Origin of the sequence: Kitasatospora purpeofusca (genome assembly GCF_042691725.1) — a bacterium.
Classification (GTDB): Bacteria; Actinomycetota; Actinomycetes; order Streptomycetales; family Streptomycetaceae; genus Kitasatospora; species Kitasatospora purpeofusca_B.
Genome location: NZ_CP170483.1, coordinates 4,789,302 through 4,804,550, shown reverse-complemented (window position 1 = coordinate 4,804,550; position 15,249 = coordinate 4,789,302). Strand labels below are relative to the sequence as shown.

14 protein-coding genes, 3 tRNA genes and 1 pseudogene are annotated in these 15,249 nt (G+C 75.9%); 6 read left to right on the top strand and 12 right to left on the bottom strand.

Going from position 1 to position 15,249, the window contains the following annotated elements; translation table 11 throughout:
- The first annotated feature begins 97 nt into the window (after window positions 1-97).
- The gene (locus tag ACFCLZ_RS20350; RefSeq protein ID WP_380277969.1) at window positions 98-433 is read left to right on the top strand and encodes a hypothetical protein; all 336 of its coding nucleotides are present in this window, start codon (window positions 98-100) and stop codon (window positions 431-433) included.
- A 53-nt stretch (window positions 434-486) separates the two neighbouring features.
- Here ACFCLZ_RS20350 and ACFCLZ_RS20345 read toward each other — a convergent pair whose 3' ends face one another.
- The 6 genes from ACFCLZ_RS20345 to crcB (ACFCLZ_RS20320) form a co-directional block, all read right to left on the bottom strand.
- A complete protein-coding gene (locus ACFCLZ_RS20345) occupies window positions 487-1,308 on the bottom strand; it encodes a TIGR02452 family protein (RefSeq protein ID WP_380277967.1) in 822 nt (273 codons plus the stop codon).
- 148 nt (window positions 1,309-1,456) lie between these two features.
- Entirely contained in the window at window positions 1,457-3,772 is a 2,316-nt protein-coding gene (locus ACFCLZ_RS20340) for a DEAD/DEAH box helicase (protein ID WP_380277965.1), read from the bottom strand.
- 206 nt (window positions 3,773-3,978) lie between these two features.
- Window positions 3,979-4,752, bottom strand: coding sequence for a hypothetical protein (locus ACFCLZ_RS20335; protein WP_380277963.1), 774 nt, complete (start codon window positions 4,750-4,752; stop codon window positions 3,979-3,981).
- A 181-nt stretch (window positions 4,753-4,933) separates the two neighbouring features.
- A complete protein-coding gene (crcB, locus tag ACFCLZ_RS20330; RefSeq protein WP_380277961.1) occupies window positions 4,934-5,308 on the bottom strand; it encodes a fluoride efflux transporter CrcB in 375 nt (124 codons plus the stop codon).
- Window positions 5,305-5,688 (bottom strand): DUF190 domain-containing protein, encoded by a 384-nt coding sequence (locus ACFCLZ_RS20325; protein WP_380277959.1) that lies wholly within the window; start codon window positions 5,686-5,688, stop codon window positions 5,305-5,307. The genes crcB (ACFCLZ_RS20330) and ACFCLZ_RS20325 overlap by 4 nt, the downstream gene beginning before the upstream one ends.
- Entirely contained in the window at window positions 5,685-6,164 is a 480-nt protein-coding gene (crcB, locus tag ACFCLZ_RS20320; protein ID WP_380277957.1) for a fluoride efflux transporter CrcB, read from the bottom strand. Before crcB (ACFCLZ_RS20320) ends, ACFCLZ_RS20325 begins: the two co-directional genes overlap by 4 nt.
- A 70-nt stretch (window positions 6,165-6,234) precedes the next feature.
- Between crcB (ACFCLZ_RS20320) and ACFCLZ_RS20315 the strand changes: the two genes are divergently transcribed.
- The 4 genes from ACFCLZ_RS20315 (at window position 6,235) to ACFCLZ_RS20300 (ending at window position 6,991) form a co-directional block, all read left to right on the top strand.
- A complete protein-coding gene (locus ACFCLZ_RS20315) occupies window positions 6,235-6,576 on the top strand; it encodes a metallopeptidase family protein (protein WP_376086595.1) in 342 nt (113 codons plus the stop codon).
- A gap of 112 nt (window positions 6,577-6,688) precedes the next feature.
- Window positions 6,689-6,761: transfer RNA gene (locus ACFCLZ_RS20310), tRNA-Glu, on the top strand.
- Between the two features lie 55 nt (window positions 6,762-6,816).
- Window positions 6,817-6,890: transfer RNA gene (locus tag ACFCLZ_RS20305), tRNA-Asp, on the top strand.
- Window positions 6,891-6,917: 27 nt separating this feature from the next.
- Window positions 6,918-6,991 (top strand) — tRNA-Phe (locus tag ACFCLZ_RS20300).
- Between the two features lie 209 nt (window positions 6,992-7,200).
- On the opposite strand, the pseudogene ACFCLZ_RS20295 reads toward ACFCLZ_RS20300, so the two are convergent.
- The 3 genes and pseudogenes from ACFCLZ_RS20295 to ACFCLZ_RS20285 all read right to left on the bottom strand — a co-directional run.
- Window positions 7,201-9,309, bottom strand: a pseudogene (locus tag ACFCLZ_RS20295) (MMPL family transporter); the annotation flags it as partial.
- A complete protein-coding gene (locus ACFCLZ_RS20290; RefSeq protein ID WP_380277955.1) occupies window positions 9,306-9,590 on the bottom strand; it encodes a hypothetical protein in 285 nt (94 codons plus the stop codon). The pseudogene ACFCLZ_RS20295 and the gene ACFCLZ_RS20290, both read right to left, overlap by 4 nt.
- Window positions 9,591-9,598: 8 nt before the next feature.
- A complete protein-coding gene (locus ACFCLZ_RS20285; RefSeq protein ID WP_380277953.1) occupies window positions 9,599-9,850 on the bottom strand; it encodes a hypothetical protein in 252 nt (83 codons plus the stop codon).
- Window positions 9,851-10,032: 182 nt separating this feature from the next.
- Here ACFCLZ_RS20285 and ACFCLZ_RS20280 point away from each other — a divergent pair, with 182 nt between their 5' ends.
- Complete coding sequence (locus ACFCLZ_RS20280; RefSeq protein ID WP_380277951.1) at window positions 10,033-13,158, top strand: BTAD domain-containing putative transcriptional regulator; 3,126 nt, start codon at window positions 10,033-10,035, stop codon at window positions 13,156-13,158.
- A gap of 43 nt (window positions 13,159-13,201) precedes the next feature.
- Here ACFCLZ_RS20280 and ACFCLZ_RS20275 read toward each other — a convergent pair whose 3' ends face one another.
- From ACFCLZ_RS20275 to ACFCLZ_RS20265, 3 genes are all read right to left on the bottom strand, one after another.
- The gene (locus ACFCLZ_RS20275) at window positions 13,202-14,125 is read right to left on the bottom strand and encodes a hypothetical protein (protein ID WP_380277949.1); all 924 of its coding nucleotides are present in this window, start codon (window positions 14,123-14,125) and stop codon (window positions 13,202-13,204) included.
- The gene (locus tag ACFCLZ_RS20270) at window positions 14,122-14,643 is read right to left on the bottom strand and encodes a SigE family RNA polymerase sigma factor (RefSeq protein WP_380277946.1); all 522 of its coding nucleotides are present in this window, start codon (window positions 14,641-14,643) and stop codon (window positions 14,122-14,124) included. Before ACFCLZ_RS20270 ends, ACFCLZ_RS20275 begins: the two co-directional genes overlap by 4 nt.
- 141 nt (window positions 14,644-14,784) lie before the next feature.
- Window positions 14,785-15,168: a VOC family protein gene (locus ACFCLZ_RS20265; protein ID WP_380277944.1), complete on the bottom strand. Its 384-nt coding sequence runs from the start codon at window positions 15,166-15,168 to the stop codon at window positions 14,785-14,787.
- Window positions 15,169-15,249: the final 81 nt, after the last annotated feature.

Sequence of the window (15,249 nt, the reverse complement as noted above, 5' to 3'; positions counted from 1 at the left end):
CGAGGCCGTGGAGGCGGCGGGTTAGGGTCGGAAGTCCGAGGAGTCCCGAGAACCTGCCGCGGATCCGCACCGGATCCGCCGAGGAGTGGAGTCGACGATGGCGAGGATCCCGAACGCGCTCGCGAGCACCGCACCGGCCGCGCTGACCGCGGCGAGCGGCCTGGTCGGCGGCTACGGCGTCGCCCGGTGGACCGGCAGGCGGCAGCTCGGCGGGGCCGTGCTGGCCGTGGCCGGCGCGGGGGCCGCCGCGCAGTGGCACCGGCGCTCGGGGGCGCCCGCCGCGGCCGCGCTGACCGGCCTGTACGTGGTGGCCTTCGGCGGTTCGCACCCGCTGGCGAAGAAGATCGGCGCCTGGCCGTCCGTCTTCGCCGTCACCGGCGTGGTGACGGCCGCCTCCGCGATCACGTCGGCGCTGGTCACCCGCAAGGCCTGAGGCCCGGGGCCACGCCCGGCCCCTGCCTCGACCCTGCCCCGACCCCGGCCCCGCTAGCCGCCGAACCGGGCCTCGAAGGCGGCCCGGTTCGGCGAGACCGGCGTCCGGTCCCAGACCGCGAAGACCACCCGGTCGAAGGCCGCGCCGTAGCGGGCCAGCGCGTGGTCGAAGGCCTCCGCGACCTCGGCCGGGTCGTTGCGGAACACCCCGCAGCCCCACGCCCCGAGCACCAGCGCGCGCACCCCGTGCCGGGCGGCGGCCGCGAGCACCCGCTCGGCCCGCTCGGCGAGCACGCCCCGGACGTCCACGCCGCCGGGCGTGCGCAGGGCCAGCTGGCCCGCGTTCGGCGCCGGCGAGGTCAGGAAGGTCACGGGGTACGGCCGCGCCAGCAGCCCGCCGTCCTCGCCCCGGATCACCGGTACCCCGGGCGAGACGATCACCCGGTGGCTGTACCGGAGGTCGGCGGAGGCCCGGTGCGCCTCGTAGTAGTCCGGTGCCTCCAGCAGGCAGGTGTACAGCAGGGCGCCGCGGCAGAGGTCCTCCTCCTGGGCGCGGGCGCCGCGCAGGTAGCCGCCGCCGGGGTTCCGCGCGGAGGCGAAGTTGAGCACCCCGACCGGTCCGGCGCCCGCCTCGACCAGCCGGCCGGCCGCCTGGACGCTGCCCTCGGCCGTCACCTCGAAGGTGCCCGCCGGCGCCGGACCGGGCCCGCCCGCCGCGACCAGCGCGTCCAGCCCGGCCGGGTCGTACGACACCGTGCCGGCCCGCGCCGCCGCCAACGGCTCGGCCAGCTCGACGAGTTCACCCCCGGTCGCACGGTAGCTCCCCTGTTCGGCGATGCCCTCGTTCACCGCCGCCACATGCGTTCTGCTGCTCATGCCGCCGACGGTAGGCGACGGCGGTGGTGGCGCGCCACTGGTTATTCTCGGCCGCAGAACAACCGGGCCGGACCGGCGCGAACGGCAACGGGCCCGCTCCACCGAAGTGGAACGGGCCCGTTGCGGGTGTGTCAGGTGCTGACCGGCGTCAGTTCTTCCAGCGCGGCTTGCGGTCGTCGCGGTTGGCGCCGGAGTTGAAGCCACCGGAGCGGCCGCCGCGGTCGTCGCGGTCCCGGTTGAAGCCGCCGGTCTGCGGACGGCCGCCGGAGCGGTGGTCGTCGCGGCGGGCGAACGGACGGTTGTTGCTGCCGCCGCGCTCATCGCGGTCCCGGCCGAACGAGCGGTCGCGGTCACCGAAGGAACGGGCCGGACGGTCGCCGAAGGAGCGGCTGCCGCGGTCGTCGCGGTCGCGGTCACCGAAGGAACGGGCCGGACGGTCGCCGAAGGAGCGGCTGCCGCGGTCGTCGCGGTCGCGGTTGAAGCCACCACGCTCACGGTCACCGAACGAACGGCCACCACGGTCGTCACGGTCGCGGTTGAAGCCACCACGCTCACGGTCACCGAACGAACGGCCACCACGGTCGTCACGGTCGCGGTTGAAGCCACCACGCTCACGGTCACCGAACGAACGGCCACCACGGTCGTCACGGTCGCGGTTGAAGCCACCACGCTCACGGTCACCGAACGAACGGCCACCACGGTCATCGCGGTCGCGGTTGAAGGAACGGCCACCGCGGTCATCGCGGTCGCGGTTGAACGGGCGGTCACCACCGCGGTCCCGGCCGAACGACGGACGCTCGGTGCGCGCCTCGCGGTAGGACGGCGCGCGCTCCTCGGCCACCGGGGCGGCCGGCTCGGCGGCGGCCACCGGGGCGGCGGCCTCGTCGGCGGCGGCACCCTCGGTCCCGGCCTCGGCCTCGGCGGCCGGGGCCTCGTCCTCGATGCCCAGCTCGGCCCGCTCGCGCGCGGCCCGCGCGGACAGGCGGTCGGCCTCGTCGCGCAGCTCGGCGGCGCGGCGCTGGGCGCGCTCCAGCTGGCGGCCCATGTCGGCGACCTCGCGCTCGGCGGCGCCGGCGATGTTGGCCGCGCTCTCCGCCTGGACCTCGACCAGCGAGCGGGCGCCGGTGATCCGGGCCACCTCGGCGTCGAAGGCGTGGTCGAGGATGTGGCGGCCGGCCTCCACACCCGCGTCCTCCATCAGGCGGAAGACGCCGCGGCGCTGGTGCGGCAGCACCAGGGTGACGACGGTGCCGGAGCGGCCGGCCCGGGCGGTGCGGCCGGAGCGGTGCAGGTAGTCCTTGTGGTCGCCGGCCGGGTCGACGTTGAGCACCAGGTCGATGCCGTCGACGTGGATGCCGCGCGCGGCGACGTCGGTGGCGACGACGACGTTGACGTAGCCGTCCTTGAAGTCGCCGAGCACCCGGGTGCGGGCGCCCTGGGTCATGCCGCCGTGCAGCGCGTCGGCCTTCACACCGGCCTCGACGAGCTGCTCGGCGACGCGGTCGGCGCCCATCTGGGTGCGGACGAAGATGATCGTGCGGCCCTTGCGGGCGGCGATCGCGTTGGTGATCGGCGCCTTGTCCTTGGGCTTCACCACGAGGATGTGGTGGGTCATGGTGGTGACGGCGCCGGCCGACGGGTCGACCTCGTGGGTGACCGGGCTGTTCAGGTAGCGCTTCACCAGGGTGTCGATCTCGTTCTCCAGGGTGGCGGAGAACAGCAGGCGCTGGCCGCCGGCCGGCACCTGGTCGAGGATCTCGGTGACCTCGGGCAGGAAGCCCATGTCGGCCATCTGGTCGGCCTCGTCGAGGACGGCGACCTGGACGTCGTCGAGCTTGGCCGAGCCGCGGTTGATCAGGTCGCGCAGGCGGCCCGGGGTGGCGACCAGGACGTCGACGCCGCGCTCCAGCGCGTAGATCTGGTTCGACATCGAGGTGCCGCCGCAGACGACCTTGAGGCGCTGGCCGAGCACCGAGCCGAACGGCTCCAGGGCGTCGGCGACCTGCATGGCCAGCTCGCGGGTCGGGACGAGGATCAGGCCGCGCGGGTGCTTGGCGCGGGTGCGCTCGCCGTCGGCGAGGCGGGTCAGCAGCGGCAGGCCGAAGCTGAGGGTCTTGCCGGAGCCGGTGCGACCGCGGCCCAGCACGTCCTTGCCGGCCAGGGCGTCCGGGATGGTCGCGGCCTGGATCGGGAACGGGGTGGTGACGCCGCGCTTGGCGAGGGCGCGGACGATCTCGTCCGGCAGGCCCAGGTCGCCGAAGGTGAGGGTCGGCTCGGCGTCGGCGTCGTCGGCCTCGGCGGCAGCGTCCTCGGCCTCGGTGGCGGCGTCGGTGGTGGTGTCGGTGTCCTCGACGGCGTCGACGGCGGCGGTCAGCTCGGCGTCGGACTCGGCGGGGGCGGTGGTGGCATCGGCGGCGGACTCGCTCGCGGGCATGGCGAAGCGGGCGTCGTCAACGAGAGACATGCAAAACCTTCCGGAAGTGGCACGCGCCAAAGTCCGGGGTTCTGTTTCACAACCGCCTCTATGCGGTCAGCCACGGATCGCCGGAACGCGCCAAGGGCGCCAGATGGGATTAGGGCGCCAGTCAAATGGATCAAACGAACGATCTACCACCATAGAGGAGTCCGGGGATCGGAGGCAAACGCGCTGGCCAGGCTGTGGATCGGCGCTCAGTGCCCACCCGGTGCCCCCGAACTGGAGGGCGCGGTGGTGCTCGGCGCGGGGGTCGGTTCCGGGGCGGTGGTGGCGCTCGGGGCGGGGGTGGTGTGGCCGGGCTCCGGGGAGGACGGGTGCCCGGTCGGGCTGGCCGCCGGGGCGGACGCCGTGGCCCCGCCGGAGCCGCCCGCGGTGGTCCCGGTGCCGCCCGAGGGGTGCCCCGGGCCGCCCGCGGCCCCGCCCGCCGCGCCCCCGGCCGACCCGCCCGCGGCGGTGCCGCCGGAGCCCGGACGGGGCGCGGGGCTGGCGTTCGCGCCCCCTGCGGTGCCGGTCGCGCCGGGCGCGGCGTCGCCGAGGGCCGCCGCCGGCACCGGGTCCGCGCCGCTGGGCGCGCCGTTCACGCCCCCCGCGCCATTGCCGCCACCCGCGCCCGACACCCCGTTCACGCCGCCGGCCACCTCGCCCGGGGCCGCGTTCATCCCCCCGGTCGCCGCGTTCTGGGCCTGCGCGCCCGCCGCACGATCCGACCGCCCGGCCGCGCCCCCCGGGTGTCCGCCGCCGCTCGGCGAGGCCGACGGGGTCGCCCCCGGCCTGGCCGGCGTCCCGGCCTGGCCGACCGGCACCACGCCGTGCTTCTCGTCCGCACCCGGCCCGACCGACATGCAGCCGGTCAGCCCCAGTCCGGCCACCGCCAGGACCGCCGCGCCGCGCACCACGGCGCTCCGGACCACCGCCGATTCCCGCTCCGTCACCGCACGCACCACCCGCACCGCACGCATCGCCGCCACCGAGTCCCTCTCCTGCACCCGCCCCGCCCGGGCCGCCCACCCAACCGCGCACGGCCACCCTTGCGGTGTCCAACGCCCGCCCCGGGCGCCCGGACACGGGTGGGACCACCCGAAGCACTCGGACGAGCCCCGGACCGCCGCGCCCGGCCCCGGCCCCGGGACCCGGCGCTCGGGCCCGCGCTCAGCCCCAGAGCGCCGCGGCCAGCTCCGCCCCCGCGTACACCGCCGCCAGGCCCGCCGCGATGCTGCCCGCCACGTTCGCCACCGCGTACCGCCCCGCCCCGCTCCCGGCCAGCCGCAGCGTCTCGTACGAGAACGTCGAGTACGTGGTCAGCGCCCCGCACAGCCCGGTCCCGAGCAGCAGCTGGAGGTGCGAGGACGCCGCCCCGGCCGCCACCGCCCCGGTCACCAGCCCGAGGACCAGGCAGCCGCCCACGTTCACCACGAAGGTCCCCCACGGGAACACCGAGTCGTGCCGGGACTGCACCGCCCGGTCGGTCAGGTACCGCAACGGCGCGCCGACCACCGCGCCGGCCACCACCAGCAGCCAGTTCACGCCCGGCCCTCCCCCGCCGCCGTCCCGCCGGCCCGCCCGGCGTACCGGACCACCTCGCACCGCTCCAGGGTCACCAGCCCCTCCACCGCCAGCCCCGCCAGCTCGGGCAGGAACGCCCGCACCCGCTCCTCGGTGTCCACGATCACCACCGCCACCGGCAGGTCCTCGCTCAGCGACAGCAGCCGCGCCGTGTGCACCATCGAGGACGCGCCGAACCCCTCGACCCCCCGGAAGACGCTCGCCCCGGCCAGCCCGGCCGCCCGCGCCCGGTGCACGATCTCGCTGAACAGCGGGCGGTGGCGGTGGCGGTCGTTCTCGCCGACCAGCACGGTCAGCCGCAGCGCCGGACCGCCCAGCCGGGGCTCCGCCGCGCCCGTCACCGCGCCCTCCCGGCCCCGCGCAGCAGCAGACGGCGCGTCACCGCGGCCGCCGCCCAGACCGCCGCCATCGCCGCCACCAGGGTCAGGCCCAGGTACGCCACGGCCGGCCCGGGCCGGCCCTCCTCCAGCAGCCGGCGGATGTCCACCGCGTACGTCGAGAAGGTCGTGAACCCGCCGAGCACGCCCGTCCCGAAGAACGGCCGCAGCAGCGGGTGGGCCGGCCGGCCCTCGGTGACCACCACCAGGAAGACCCCGATCACCGCGCACCCGACCACGTTCACCAGCAGCGTCGTCCACGGGAACGCCGAGGGTCCGGTCGTCCACAGCAGCCCCGCGCCGTACCGGGCCGTCGCCCCCAGCGCCCCGCCGGCGGCCACCACCGCCACCGCCGGGCCCTGCCCGCGCAGCACCGGCGGCCGCCGCCGCGCCGCGCTCACCGCCGCACCGTCCGCCGCCAGGTCCTCCGAGGTCGCCACAGACCCATGTAACACCGGCCCCGATCGCCTGGCACCCCGTCACCGCAGACCCGACAATGGACCGGTGGAGATGACCCGGGAAGAGTTCGAGGTACTGGTCGCCGACGCGCTGGACCGGATCCCGCCGCAACTCGCCGCGATGATGGACAACGTCGCCGTCTTCGTCGAGGACGAGCCCGACCCCGCCGACCCGGAGCTGCTCGGCCTCTACGAGGGCACCCCGCTCACCGAGCGCGGCGAGTGGTACGCGGGCGTCCTGCCGGACCGCATCATCGTCTACCGCGGCCCGACCCTGCGCCTGTGCGAGGAGCGCGAGCAGGTCGTCGAGGAGGTCCGCACCACGGTCATCCACGAGGTCGCCCACCACTTCGGCTTCGACGACCACGAGCTCGACGAGCTCGGGTGGTCCTGACCCCGCCGCCACCCCTCCGCCCGCCCGGCCGAAACCCGTTTTGGCGTTCGGCCCGACATCCCATATGCTTCTCGACGTCCCCGAACGCTGGAAACAGCCGGACAGGCCGCAAGCCCTCATCGTCTAGTGGCCCAGGACGCCGCCCTTTCAAGGCGGTAGCACGGGTTCGAATCCCGTTGGGGGCACGCAGTACCGTAGTAAAGTGTTGTGCCGCAAGACCTGGGTGGTTCGCCACTCCAAGGTCCCGTGGAGCAGTTGGTTAGCTCGCCACCCTGTCAAGGTGGAGGTCGCGGGTTCAAGTCCCGTCGGGATCGCTCGTCTCGCAAGAGGCGGTGCAGTACGGCCAGGTAGCTCAGTTGGTACGAGCGTCCGCCTGAAAAGCGGAAGGTCGCCGGTTCGACCCCGGCCCTGGCCACAGGAGCCTGAAAAGGCACGAAGGCCCCGGAGAGTTCGCTCTCCGGGGCCTTCGTCGTGCCCGGGGCAGGGGGGCCGCCCCGGGCGGGTGGGGGTGGCGGAGGGGTTACTCGGTGAGGCCGAAGCGGGAGTGGAGGCGGCGGAGGGGGCGGGGGCCCACCAGTTGGCGGGGCCGGCGAGGCGCATCACGGCGGGGAGCAGGATCGCCCGGACGAGGACGGCGTCGACCAGGACGGCGAGGGCGAGGCCGACGCCGAGCTCCTTGAGGAAGACGACCGAGCCGGTGGCGTAGACCGCGAAGGTCAGGGCCAGGATGCCGGCGGCGGCGGTGATCAGCGGGGCGCTGCGCTGGATGCCGGTGGCGACGGCGGTGGCGGTGTCCGCGCCGCGGTCGTGCTCCTCCTTGATCCTGGAGACGATGAAGACCTCGTAGTCCATCGACAGCCCGTAGGCGATGCAGAACATCAGGATCGGGATGCTGGGCTCCATCGAGCCGGCCGAGGTGAAGTCGAGCAGGCCGGCCAGGTGGCCGTCCTGGAAGCCCCAGACCAGGGCGCCGAACATCACGGTGAGGCTGAGCAGGTTGGAGACGGTGGCCTTGGCCGGGATCAGCAGGCTGCCGGTCATCAGGAAGAGCAGGACGAAGGTCGGCACCAGGATCAGCCCCGCCACCAGGGGCAGCGCGCAGAGCAGCCGGGAGCGGAAGTCGGTCAGGTCGGCCGGGAAGCCGCCGACCTGCACCCGGTAGGGCGCGGCCTCGTCCCTGACCTTGCCGACCAGCCCGGGCATGTCCCCGGCCAGCGCGGCCTCCTCGGGGATCACGGTGAGCCAGACTCCGGAACCGGTGGCGAAGCGCGCGGAGTCGGCGGTCGGGGGCGTGCGCAGCTCTCCGCCGGCGTAGGAGCCGGTGAAGGTGTCCACCTGGAAGACGCCGGGCAGGGCGGAGAGCTTCGCCGCGTAGGCGTCGGTCGGCCCGGTGCTGCCCTTCGGGTCGGCGACACCGGTGGCGACGACCTGGAGGGCGTCGGTCTCGCGGGCCGGGAAGCCGTCGCGGACCTGCTGCTGGACGACCCGGCTGGTGGCGTCGGCCGGCAGCACCCGCTCGTCGGGCAGGCCGAACCTCACGCCGAGGAACGGCGCCCCGACGAGCAGCAGCAGGGCGACCACGGCGGTGCCCCAGACCAGCGGGCGGGCCATCACCCGGTGGGTGAGCCGGTACCAGCGGCCGTCCTCGACCGGGCGGGCCGCGGCGGCGGCGCCCGGCCGCAGCACCCGGTGCCCGACGGCGGCGAGCGCGGCGGGCAGCAGGACGACGGCGCCGACGATCGCGGTGAGCACGACGAAGACGCCCGCGTACGCGAAGGAGCGCAGGAAGGGGAACGGGAAGGCGAACAGGGCGAGCAGCGAGATGGCCACGGTGATCCCGCTGAAGACCACCGTCCGGCCGGCCCGCTCGACGGCGCGGACCACGGCGGTGTGCTTGTCGTGGCCGGCCGCGGACTCCTCGCGGAACCGGGAGATCACGAACAGGCTGTAGTCGATGCCCAGGCCCAGGCCCATCACCAGGGCCAGGTTGGCGGCGAAGGTGGAGACCTCGGTGAAGGCGGTGACCCCGCGCAGCAGCGTCATCGTGCCGAGCACCGAGAAGAGGCCGACGCCGATGGTCAGCCCGGCGGCCGACCAGCGCCGGTGGACGACGAGCAGGAGCAGCAGGACGATCGGCAGCACGATCGCCTCGGCGCCGAGGAAGTCCTTCCGGGCCTGGGCGCCCACCTGGCGGAAGACCTCGTCCTGGCCGCCGACCTCGACCTTGAGGTCGGCGGTCTCGCGGGTGAACCTCGGCGAGAGGTCGGCGAGCCGTTCCCGGGACTCGGTGGCGGTGCCGTCCAGCCAGGCGGTGACCAGGGCCTTGCTCCGGTCGGTGGCGGTCAGCGCGGGGCTGTTGCCCTGCGCCCAGTAGGAGCCGGTGGTCCGGACGCCGGCCGAGGCGCCCAGTTCGTCGGCCAGCGCCCGGCCGGCGGCGGCGACGGCGGGGTCGTCCACGGTGCCGTGCTTGGCGGTGACCAGTAGGACCATGTTGGGGCTGCCGTGGCCGAATTCGCGGTGCAGCACCTGCTCCGCCCGGTCGGACTGCGAGCCGGGCGCCTCGAAGCGCGACAGCGAGAGCGACTTCTGCGCGCCGGCGCCGAGCGCGGCGGCGACGGCCAGCACGACGGCGCCGGCGATCAGCACCGCCCGCCGCCGGTCGACCAGCAGCCGACCCAGCCTCCGCAGCAACGGCACCCGCCGGCCGACCCCGGGTTCGAGGGTGAGCGTCATGACAACTGGTCTCCAGACGTGAGGCGGGGGACGGCGGGGCGTCCCCGGACGGCGGCGAACACCGAGATCTCCAGGACGAGGTTGGGCGAGCCGGCCGGGAAGGAGTGCTCCAGCAGCACGGCGGCGCGCGCCGATTCGGAGCCCGGGTCGGAGGTGCCGCCGTTGTGCAGGCGGTCGGTGACGCCGGCGCCCACGACCAGGGCGTCGACCAGGAAGACCACCACGAAGAGGAGGGCGGACCAGGGCCGGGCGGTGACCGCCCGGCCGAGTCGCTCGAGCATCGGGAACCTCACGGAGCGGGGGTGGCGGAGCGCTGCCCGGTCGGCAGCGCGGAGAGCAGCTCGCCCACCCGGCCGGGCCGGTCCAGGGCCACGACCCGGGCCACCACCCCGTCCGGACGGAGGTGGCAGGCCACGGCCGCCGCCCCGGCCTGCCACCCCGGCAGCCGGCCGGCCGCGAGGTCGTGGCCGGGCGGCCCCGCCGGGGCGGGCACGGGCCCGTCCGGCGGAAGCAGCAGCAGGACGTCGGCGAGATCGCGCACGCCGCGCCGGGTCCTCGCGGGTCCCGGCCTGCGGCTCACTGTCCGGCCGCGCGCTGACCGTCCGCTGAAGGCGCCGGGAAGGGGTTCGGGAAGCGGCGGGAAGGGCCGATCCGGAGGGCTCCCGACGGCCGGTGGTAACGTCCGCGTGGGGGCGATACGTCACAACTGCTTTGGGGGGAGCGTTGGCTGACGACGCGTGGTTCGAGGTGCTCGGACCAGTACGGGTCGGACGGGGACAGCTCGCGGCGGACCTCGGCCCGCCCCGGCAACGGGCGGTGCTGGCGGTCCTGCTGCTCAACAGCGGGCGCCCGGTGCGCACCGAACGGATCGTCCAGCTGGTCTGGGGCGCCGACGCCCCCGGGCGCAGCGTCAACCTGGTGCAGAAGTACGTCTCCGGCCTGCGCCGGGCGCTCGCCGGACTGGCCACCCTGTCCTGGACGGACGCCGGGTACGTCCTCGCCGCGTCCGGCACGGTGGACGTCGAGCGGTTCGAGGAACTGCTCGCCGACGGGCGGGCGCGGCGGGCCACCGGCGACGCGGCCGGCGGCGCGGAGGCGTTCACCGAGGCGGTGGCGCTCTGGCGCGGGCCGCTCGCCCAGGGCGTGGACGGGCCGGGGATCGAGCCGCTGCGGCTGCGGCTGACCGAGGCCAGGCTGGGCGCGCTGGAGGACCTCTTCGACCTGGAGCTGGAGCTGGGCCGGCTGGCCGGCCGGATCCCGGAGCTGCGCCGACTGGCGGGCGAACACCCGCTGCGCGAACGGTTCCAGGCCCAACTCGTCCTGGCGCTGGCCCAGTCCGGGCGGCAGGCGGAGTCGCTGGAGGTGTACGAGCGGGTCCGCCGGCTGCTCGCCGACGAGCACGGCCTGGACCCGGGGCCGCACCTGCGCGCCGCCCAGGAGCGGGTCCTGCGCCTGGCCCCGGCGCAGCCGCCCGGGCCCGCCGCGGGCCGCGGCGGGCCGCCGGCTGCGGAGGCAGCAGCGGCCGGCCCGGTGCCGGCGCCCGCCCCGCCGCAGCCCCGGACGATCGCGCCGGACGTGCCCAGGCCTGCCCAACTTCCTTCCGGCCCCAGGGGTTTCACCGGACGCCGGGAGCACCTCGACCGGCTCGCCGAGCTGCTGCGCCCCACCGACGACACGCTGCCGCTGGTCTGCCTGGAGGGCACCGCCGGGGTCGGCAAGACCGCGCTCGCCCTCTACGTCGCCCACCGGGCCTCGCCGCTGTTCCCCGACGGCCAGCTCTTCGTCGACCTGCGCGGCCACGGGCGGGCCGCGCCGGTCGGCCCCGCCGAGGTCCTCGGCGACTTCCTGCGGGCCCTCGGGGTGCCCGCCGAGCGGGTGCCGCAGGGCGTCAACGAGCGGATCGGCCTCTACCGCTCCCTGCTGGCCGGCCGCAGCGTGCTGGTGGTGCTGGACAACGCCCGGGACGCCGACCAGGTCCGGCCGCTGCTGCCCGGGGGCGGCGGCAGCGCGGTGCTGGTCACCAGCCGCCGCCGGCTGGTCAGCCTGACCGTCCGGGAGGGCGCGCACCGGCTCGTCGTCCCGGTGCTGCCCGCCGCCGAGGCGCACCGTCTGGTGGGCGCGCTGCTGCAGCCCGGGCAGAGCGACGACACGGCCGCCGTGGACGAGATCGTCCGGCTCTGCGCCGGACTGCCGCTGGCCCTGCGGATCGTCGCCGCCAACGCGGCCTACCGCTCCGACGTGCCGCTCGGCCGGATCGCCCGGGAACTCGCCGTCGACCGGGTGGCCGCACTCTCCGCGCCGGACGAGGCGCAGACCGCGCTGGCCGGCTCGCTCGGCCTCTCCTACGACCTGCTGCGCACCAAGGTGCGCACCTTCTTCTGCCTGCTCGGGCTCGTCCCCGGGCCGGACTTCACCGTGGACGCCGCGGCCACGATGGCCGGTTCGCCGCCGGCCGCGGCCGAGCGGCAGCTGCGCGAGCTGGAGGTCGCCAACCTGCTGGAGCGGGTGGACGACCGCTACCGGTTCCCGCACGAGCTGCTGCAGCTCTTCGCCCACGAGCGCGCCCACCAGCGGCTGACGGCCGATGAGCGGACCACCGCGCTGGGCCGGTTGTTCGGCTGGTACGTGGCGACCGCCGCCGCGGCGGGCGGCGGCCCGGCCCCGCGCCGCAGCGTCGACCAGGCAGGCGTCGTCTCCCCCGAGCCGGGGTCCGCCCCCCGGGCGGGGGGCCGGGACCTGCACGCGGAGTTCGCCAACCTGACCGCCGCCGTCCGGTACGCCGCCGAGCACGGGCCGCTCCCGGTCGCCTGGCTGCTCGCCGAGGCGCTGCGGCCGTTCTGCAAGCAGCACGCCCGGCTCACCCAGTGGTGCCGGCTGGCCGAGTCCGGCCTGGCCGCCGCCCGGCAGGCCGGGGACCGCGGCGCCGAGGCGGTCATGCTGCTCAACCTCAGCGACGCCAAGCACAACTCCGGCCTGATCACGGCCGGCGAGGACTACGCCCGGCTGGCCCTGGCGCTCGGCCACGAACTGGACCGGCCGCAGATCGAGGCGGCGGCGCTCGACCAGCTGGGCCGCGCCGCCTGGATCCGCGGCACCCTGGGCGAGGCCCGGTCGCTGCTCACCACGGCCGTCGAACTGCACACCCGCAACGGCGACCCGCTCGGCCTCGCCGTCTCGCTCGCCGCGCTCGCCCGGACCGAGTTCGACTCGGGCGACCGGCCCGAGGCCTACCGCCACTACACCCGCTGCCTGCGGCTGGCCCGCACCACCGGCTCGGGCGCCCTGGAGACCATGGCGCTGGTCGAACTCGGCATGGCGCACGCCGCGCTGGGCCGGCCCGGGAACGCCCTCCAGTCGCTGCGGGCGGCGCTCTCGCTCGGCCGCACCGGCAACCACCGGCGGGCCGAGGCGCTGGCGCTGGCGATCCTCAGCCAGTTGCACGGCGAGGCCGGGCGCACCGACGAGGCCCGTACGGCGGCCCGCGAGGCCCTGCACGCGGCCGAGTCGCACGGCGACCGCTGGACGGAGGCCGAGTGCCTCAACGCCACCGGCGCCGCCGCGCTGGCCACGGACTGCCCGGACACCGCCGCCGCCCGGTACGGCGCCGCGCTCAGCCTGGCCGGCCGGCTCGGCTACCGGCGGGCCGAACTGCACGCGCTGGTCGGGCTCGCCGAGGCCTCGCTCCAGCAGGGCGGGTTCGGACGGGCCGCCGACTACGCCGACCGGGCCCACGCCTCGGCCTCGGCGCTCGGCTACCGGCCGCTCGCGCTCGCCGCCCAGCGCATCCGGCGCCGGCTGCCGGCCGTGCCGGACCGCACCGCCCGGCCGAGCGGGCTCGGCGTGCACTGACCGGGCCGCCGCGGGCCGCCGGGACCGCGGCCGCGGCGTCCCGTCAGCTGTCCAGCCACTTCCTGTCGGCGGCGATCAGCGAGCCGTCGGCCGCGTAGAGGCGCAGTTCGGCCGGGATGCCGCGCTTGGCGACGGCGATCCAGCGGGCCTCGGAGTCGCCGAGGGCGAGGATGGCCGGCTCGGCGGTGACGCCGTCGGTCCAGCGGATCTCGGCGCGGGCGACGTCCGGGCGGATCAGCCCGGCCTGGGCCTTCGGGACGTGGAACAGCGGGTCCGCCTCGCCGTTCTTGGCCTGGCGGCCCAGCCAGACCTTGGCGAACCGGTCGTCGGGCGCGTTGAAGGCCAGGCCCACCGGGGCGCCCGGCGGTGCGACGAGGGCCTCCGCGGGAGTCGCCAGGCGCTTGCCGTCCAGGACGTAGTAGAAGACCACGTGGTCCGCGTCCGGGGTGCCGTACCGGTTGACGTAGTCCTCGGTCGGCGCGGGCCAGGGGTAGCCGGCGGCGGCGTCCTCCTCCCAGATCCTCCGGGCCTGCTCGTGGATCCGCTCCTTGCCCGGGGCCGGCCACAGGGCCGCCCGGACGCTCCAGGGCTTGCCGTCCACGGTGCCCGCGAGCACCTGGATCCGGGTCGGGACGAGCGGGTCGCGGGGGCCCTGCGCGGCCGGGGCGGCGCCCGGGACCAGGAGGGCCGGGAGGTCGGCGGTGGAGACCGCGACCGCCGCGCTGCCGGCCGGTCCGCCCGGCCCGCCGTTCACCGCCGCGACGCCGCCGACCGCGGCGACCAGGGCCAGCGCCAGCGCGCCGCCCAGGGACGCCCGCCGCCGGACCACCCGCCGCCGGCCGCCGGCCAGCACCGCCGGGTACGGCGCCGGGCCGGGTTCCATCGTCCGGGCCAGCCCGGACAGCGCCCGGGCCACCTCCTCCCCGCCCTCGACCGCCGTGTCCACGGGCGTCCCGTCGCGGTTCATGCCGCACCTCCGATGCTCGTCCTGGTGGTGAGTGAGGAGAGCTCGCGGAGCCTGGCGATGCCCTTCGACGCCTGGCTCTTGACCGTGCCCACCGAGCAGCCCATGGCGGCGGCGGCCTGGGACTCGCTCAGGTCCTCCCAGTACCGCAGCACCACCGCCTGGCGCTGCCCGGACGGCAGCGTGCCGAGCGCCTCCAGCAGGGCGGCCCGGTCGTCCAGCCGCTCGAAGCCGTCCGGGCCGGACCGCTCCGGCACGGCGGTGACCAGCTGCTCCGGCACCCGGCGCCGGAAGCGGCGGGCGTGCTCGTTGACCACGATCCGGCGCACGTAGGCGTACGGCTCGTCGGCCCGGACGACCCTCCCCCAGGCGGCGTAGGTCCGTTCCAGTGCGGTCTGCACCACGTCCTCCGCCAGGTAGCGGTCCCCGGTCAGCAGGAACGCCGTGCGGATCAGCCGTGGCCAGGCGCCGGTCACGAACGCGTTGAACTCCGCGTCCCGCTCGGCCTTCTTGGCTCCCATGAGTGCCTCCTCGCCCCACCAGAGCCCGAACCGGCCCCGAACCGTTGCCGGGAACGCCGACGGCCGGCCCGCAAGGACCGGCCGAACGGGCAGAGCCGCAGGTCAGGGCGCCGGGGACGCAGGAGGCGGGGTCGGCTCCGGTCAGCGGCTGTCGCCGGAGGCCCGGGTCATGATCTCCAGGTTGTGGCCGCTCGGGTCCTCGAAGTAGGCGCCGCGGCCGCCGAACCAGTCGTTGACCCGACCGGCGTGGCGGTGGAACGGGTCGGCCCAGTAGGTGAGTCCGCGCTCCCGGATCCGGCCGAGGATGGCGTCGAACTCCTCGTCGTCGACGAGGAAGGCGTAGTGCCCGGTGGGAACCGGTCCGCCGATCCGCATCACGTCCAGGGCGACGTCGTTGGAGAGCCGGACGACCAGGAAGGGCTCGCTGCGCACCGGGGCGGCGAGGCCCAGGATCTCGGTGAGGAAGCGGGCGGTCTCCTCGTCGTCCCGCGCCGGAACGATCGTGTGGTTCAGCTGAACGGCCATGGAACGCTTCCCTCCTGGGGCCTCCGGACGTCCTTCGAGCCTAGGACTTCAAGTCCGCTTCACATCAAGTGTGACGTAAAC

Coding starts and splice junctions, on each gene's coding strand:
- ACFCLZ_RS20270 (WP_380277946.1), bottom strand. CDS start 14,643: ATGGGAGCCAAGAAGGCCGAGCGGGACGCGGAGTTCAACGCGTTCGTG.
- ACFCLZ_RS20340 (WP_380277965.1), bottom strand. CDS start 3,772: ATGTCTCTCGTTGACGACGCCCGCTTCGCCATGCCCGCGAGCGAGTCC.
- ACFCLZ_RS20350 (WP_380277969.1), top strand. CDS start 98: ATGGCGAGGATCCCGAACGCGCTCGCGAGCACCGCACCGGCCGCGCTG.
- ACFCLZ_RS20275 (WP_380277949.1), bottom strand. CDS start 14,125: ATGAACCGCGACGGGACGCCCGTGGACACGGCGGTCGAGGGCGGGGAG.
- ACFCLZ_RS20345 (WP_380277967.1), bottom strand. CDS start 1,308: ATGAGCAGCAGAACGCATGTGGCGGCGGTGAACGAGGGCATCGCCGAA.
- ACFCLZ_RS20315 (WP_376086595.1), top strand. CDS start 6,235: ATGACCCGGGAAGAGTTCGAGGTACTGGTCGCCGACGCGCTGGACCGG.
- ACFCLZ_RS20290 (WP_380277955.1), bottom strand. CDS start 9,590: ATGCTCGAGCGACTCGGCCGGGCGGTCACCGCCCGGCCCTGGTCCGCC.
- ACFCLZ_RS20265 (WP_380277944.1), bottom strand. CDS start 15,168: ATGGCCGTTCAGCTGAACCACACGATCGTTCCGGCGCGGGACGACGAG.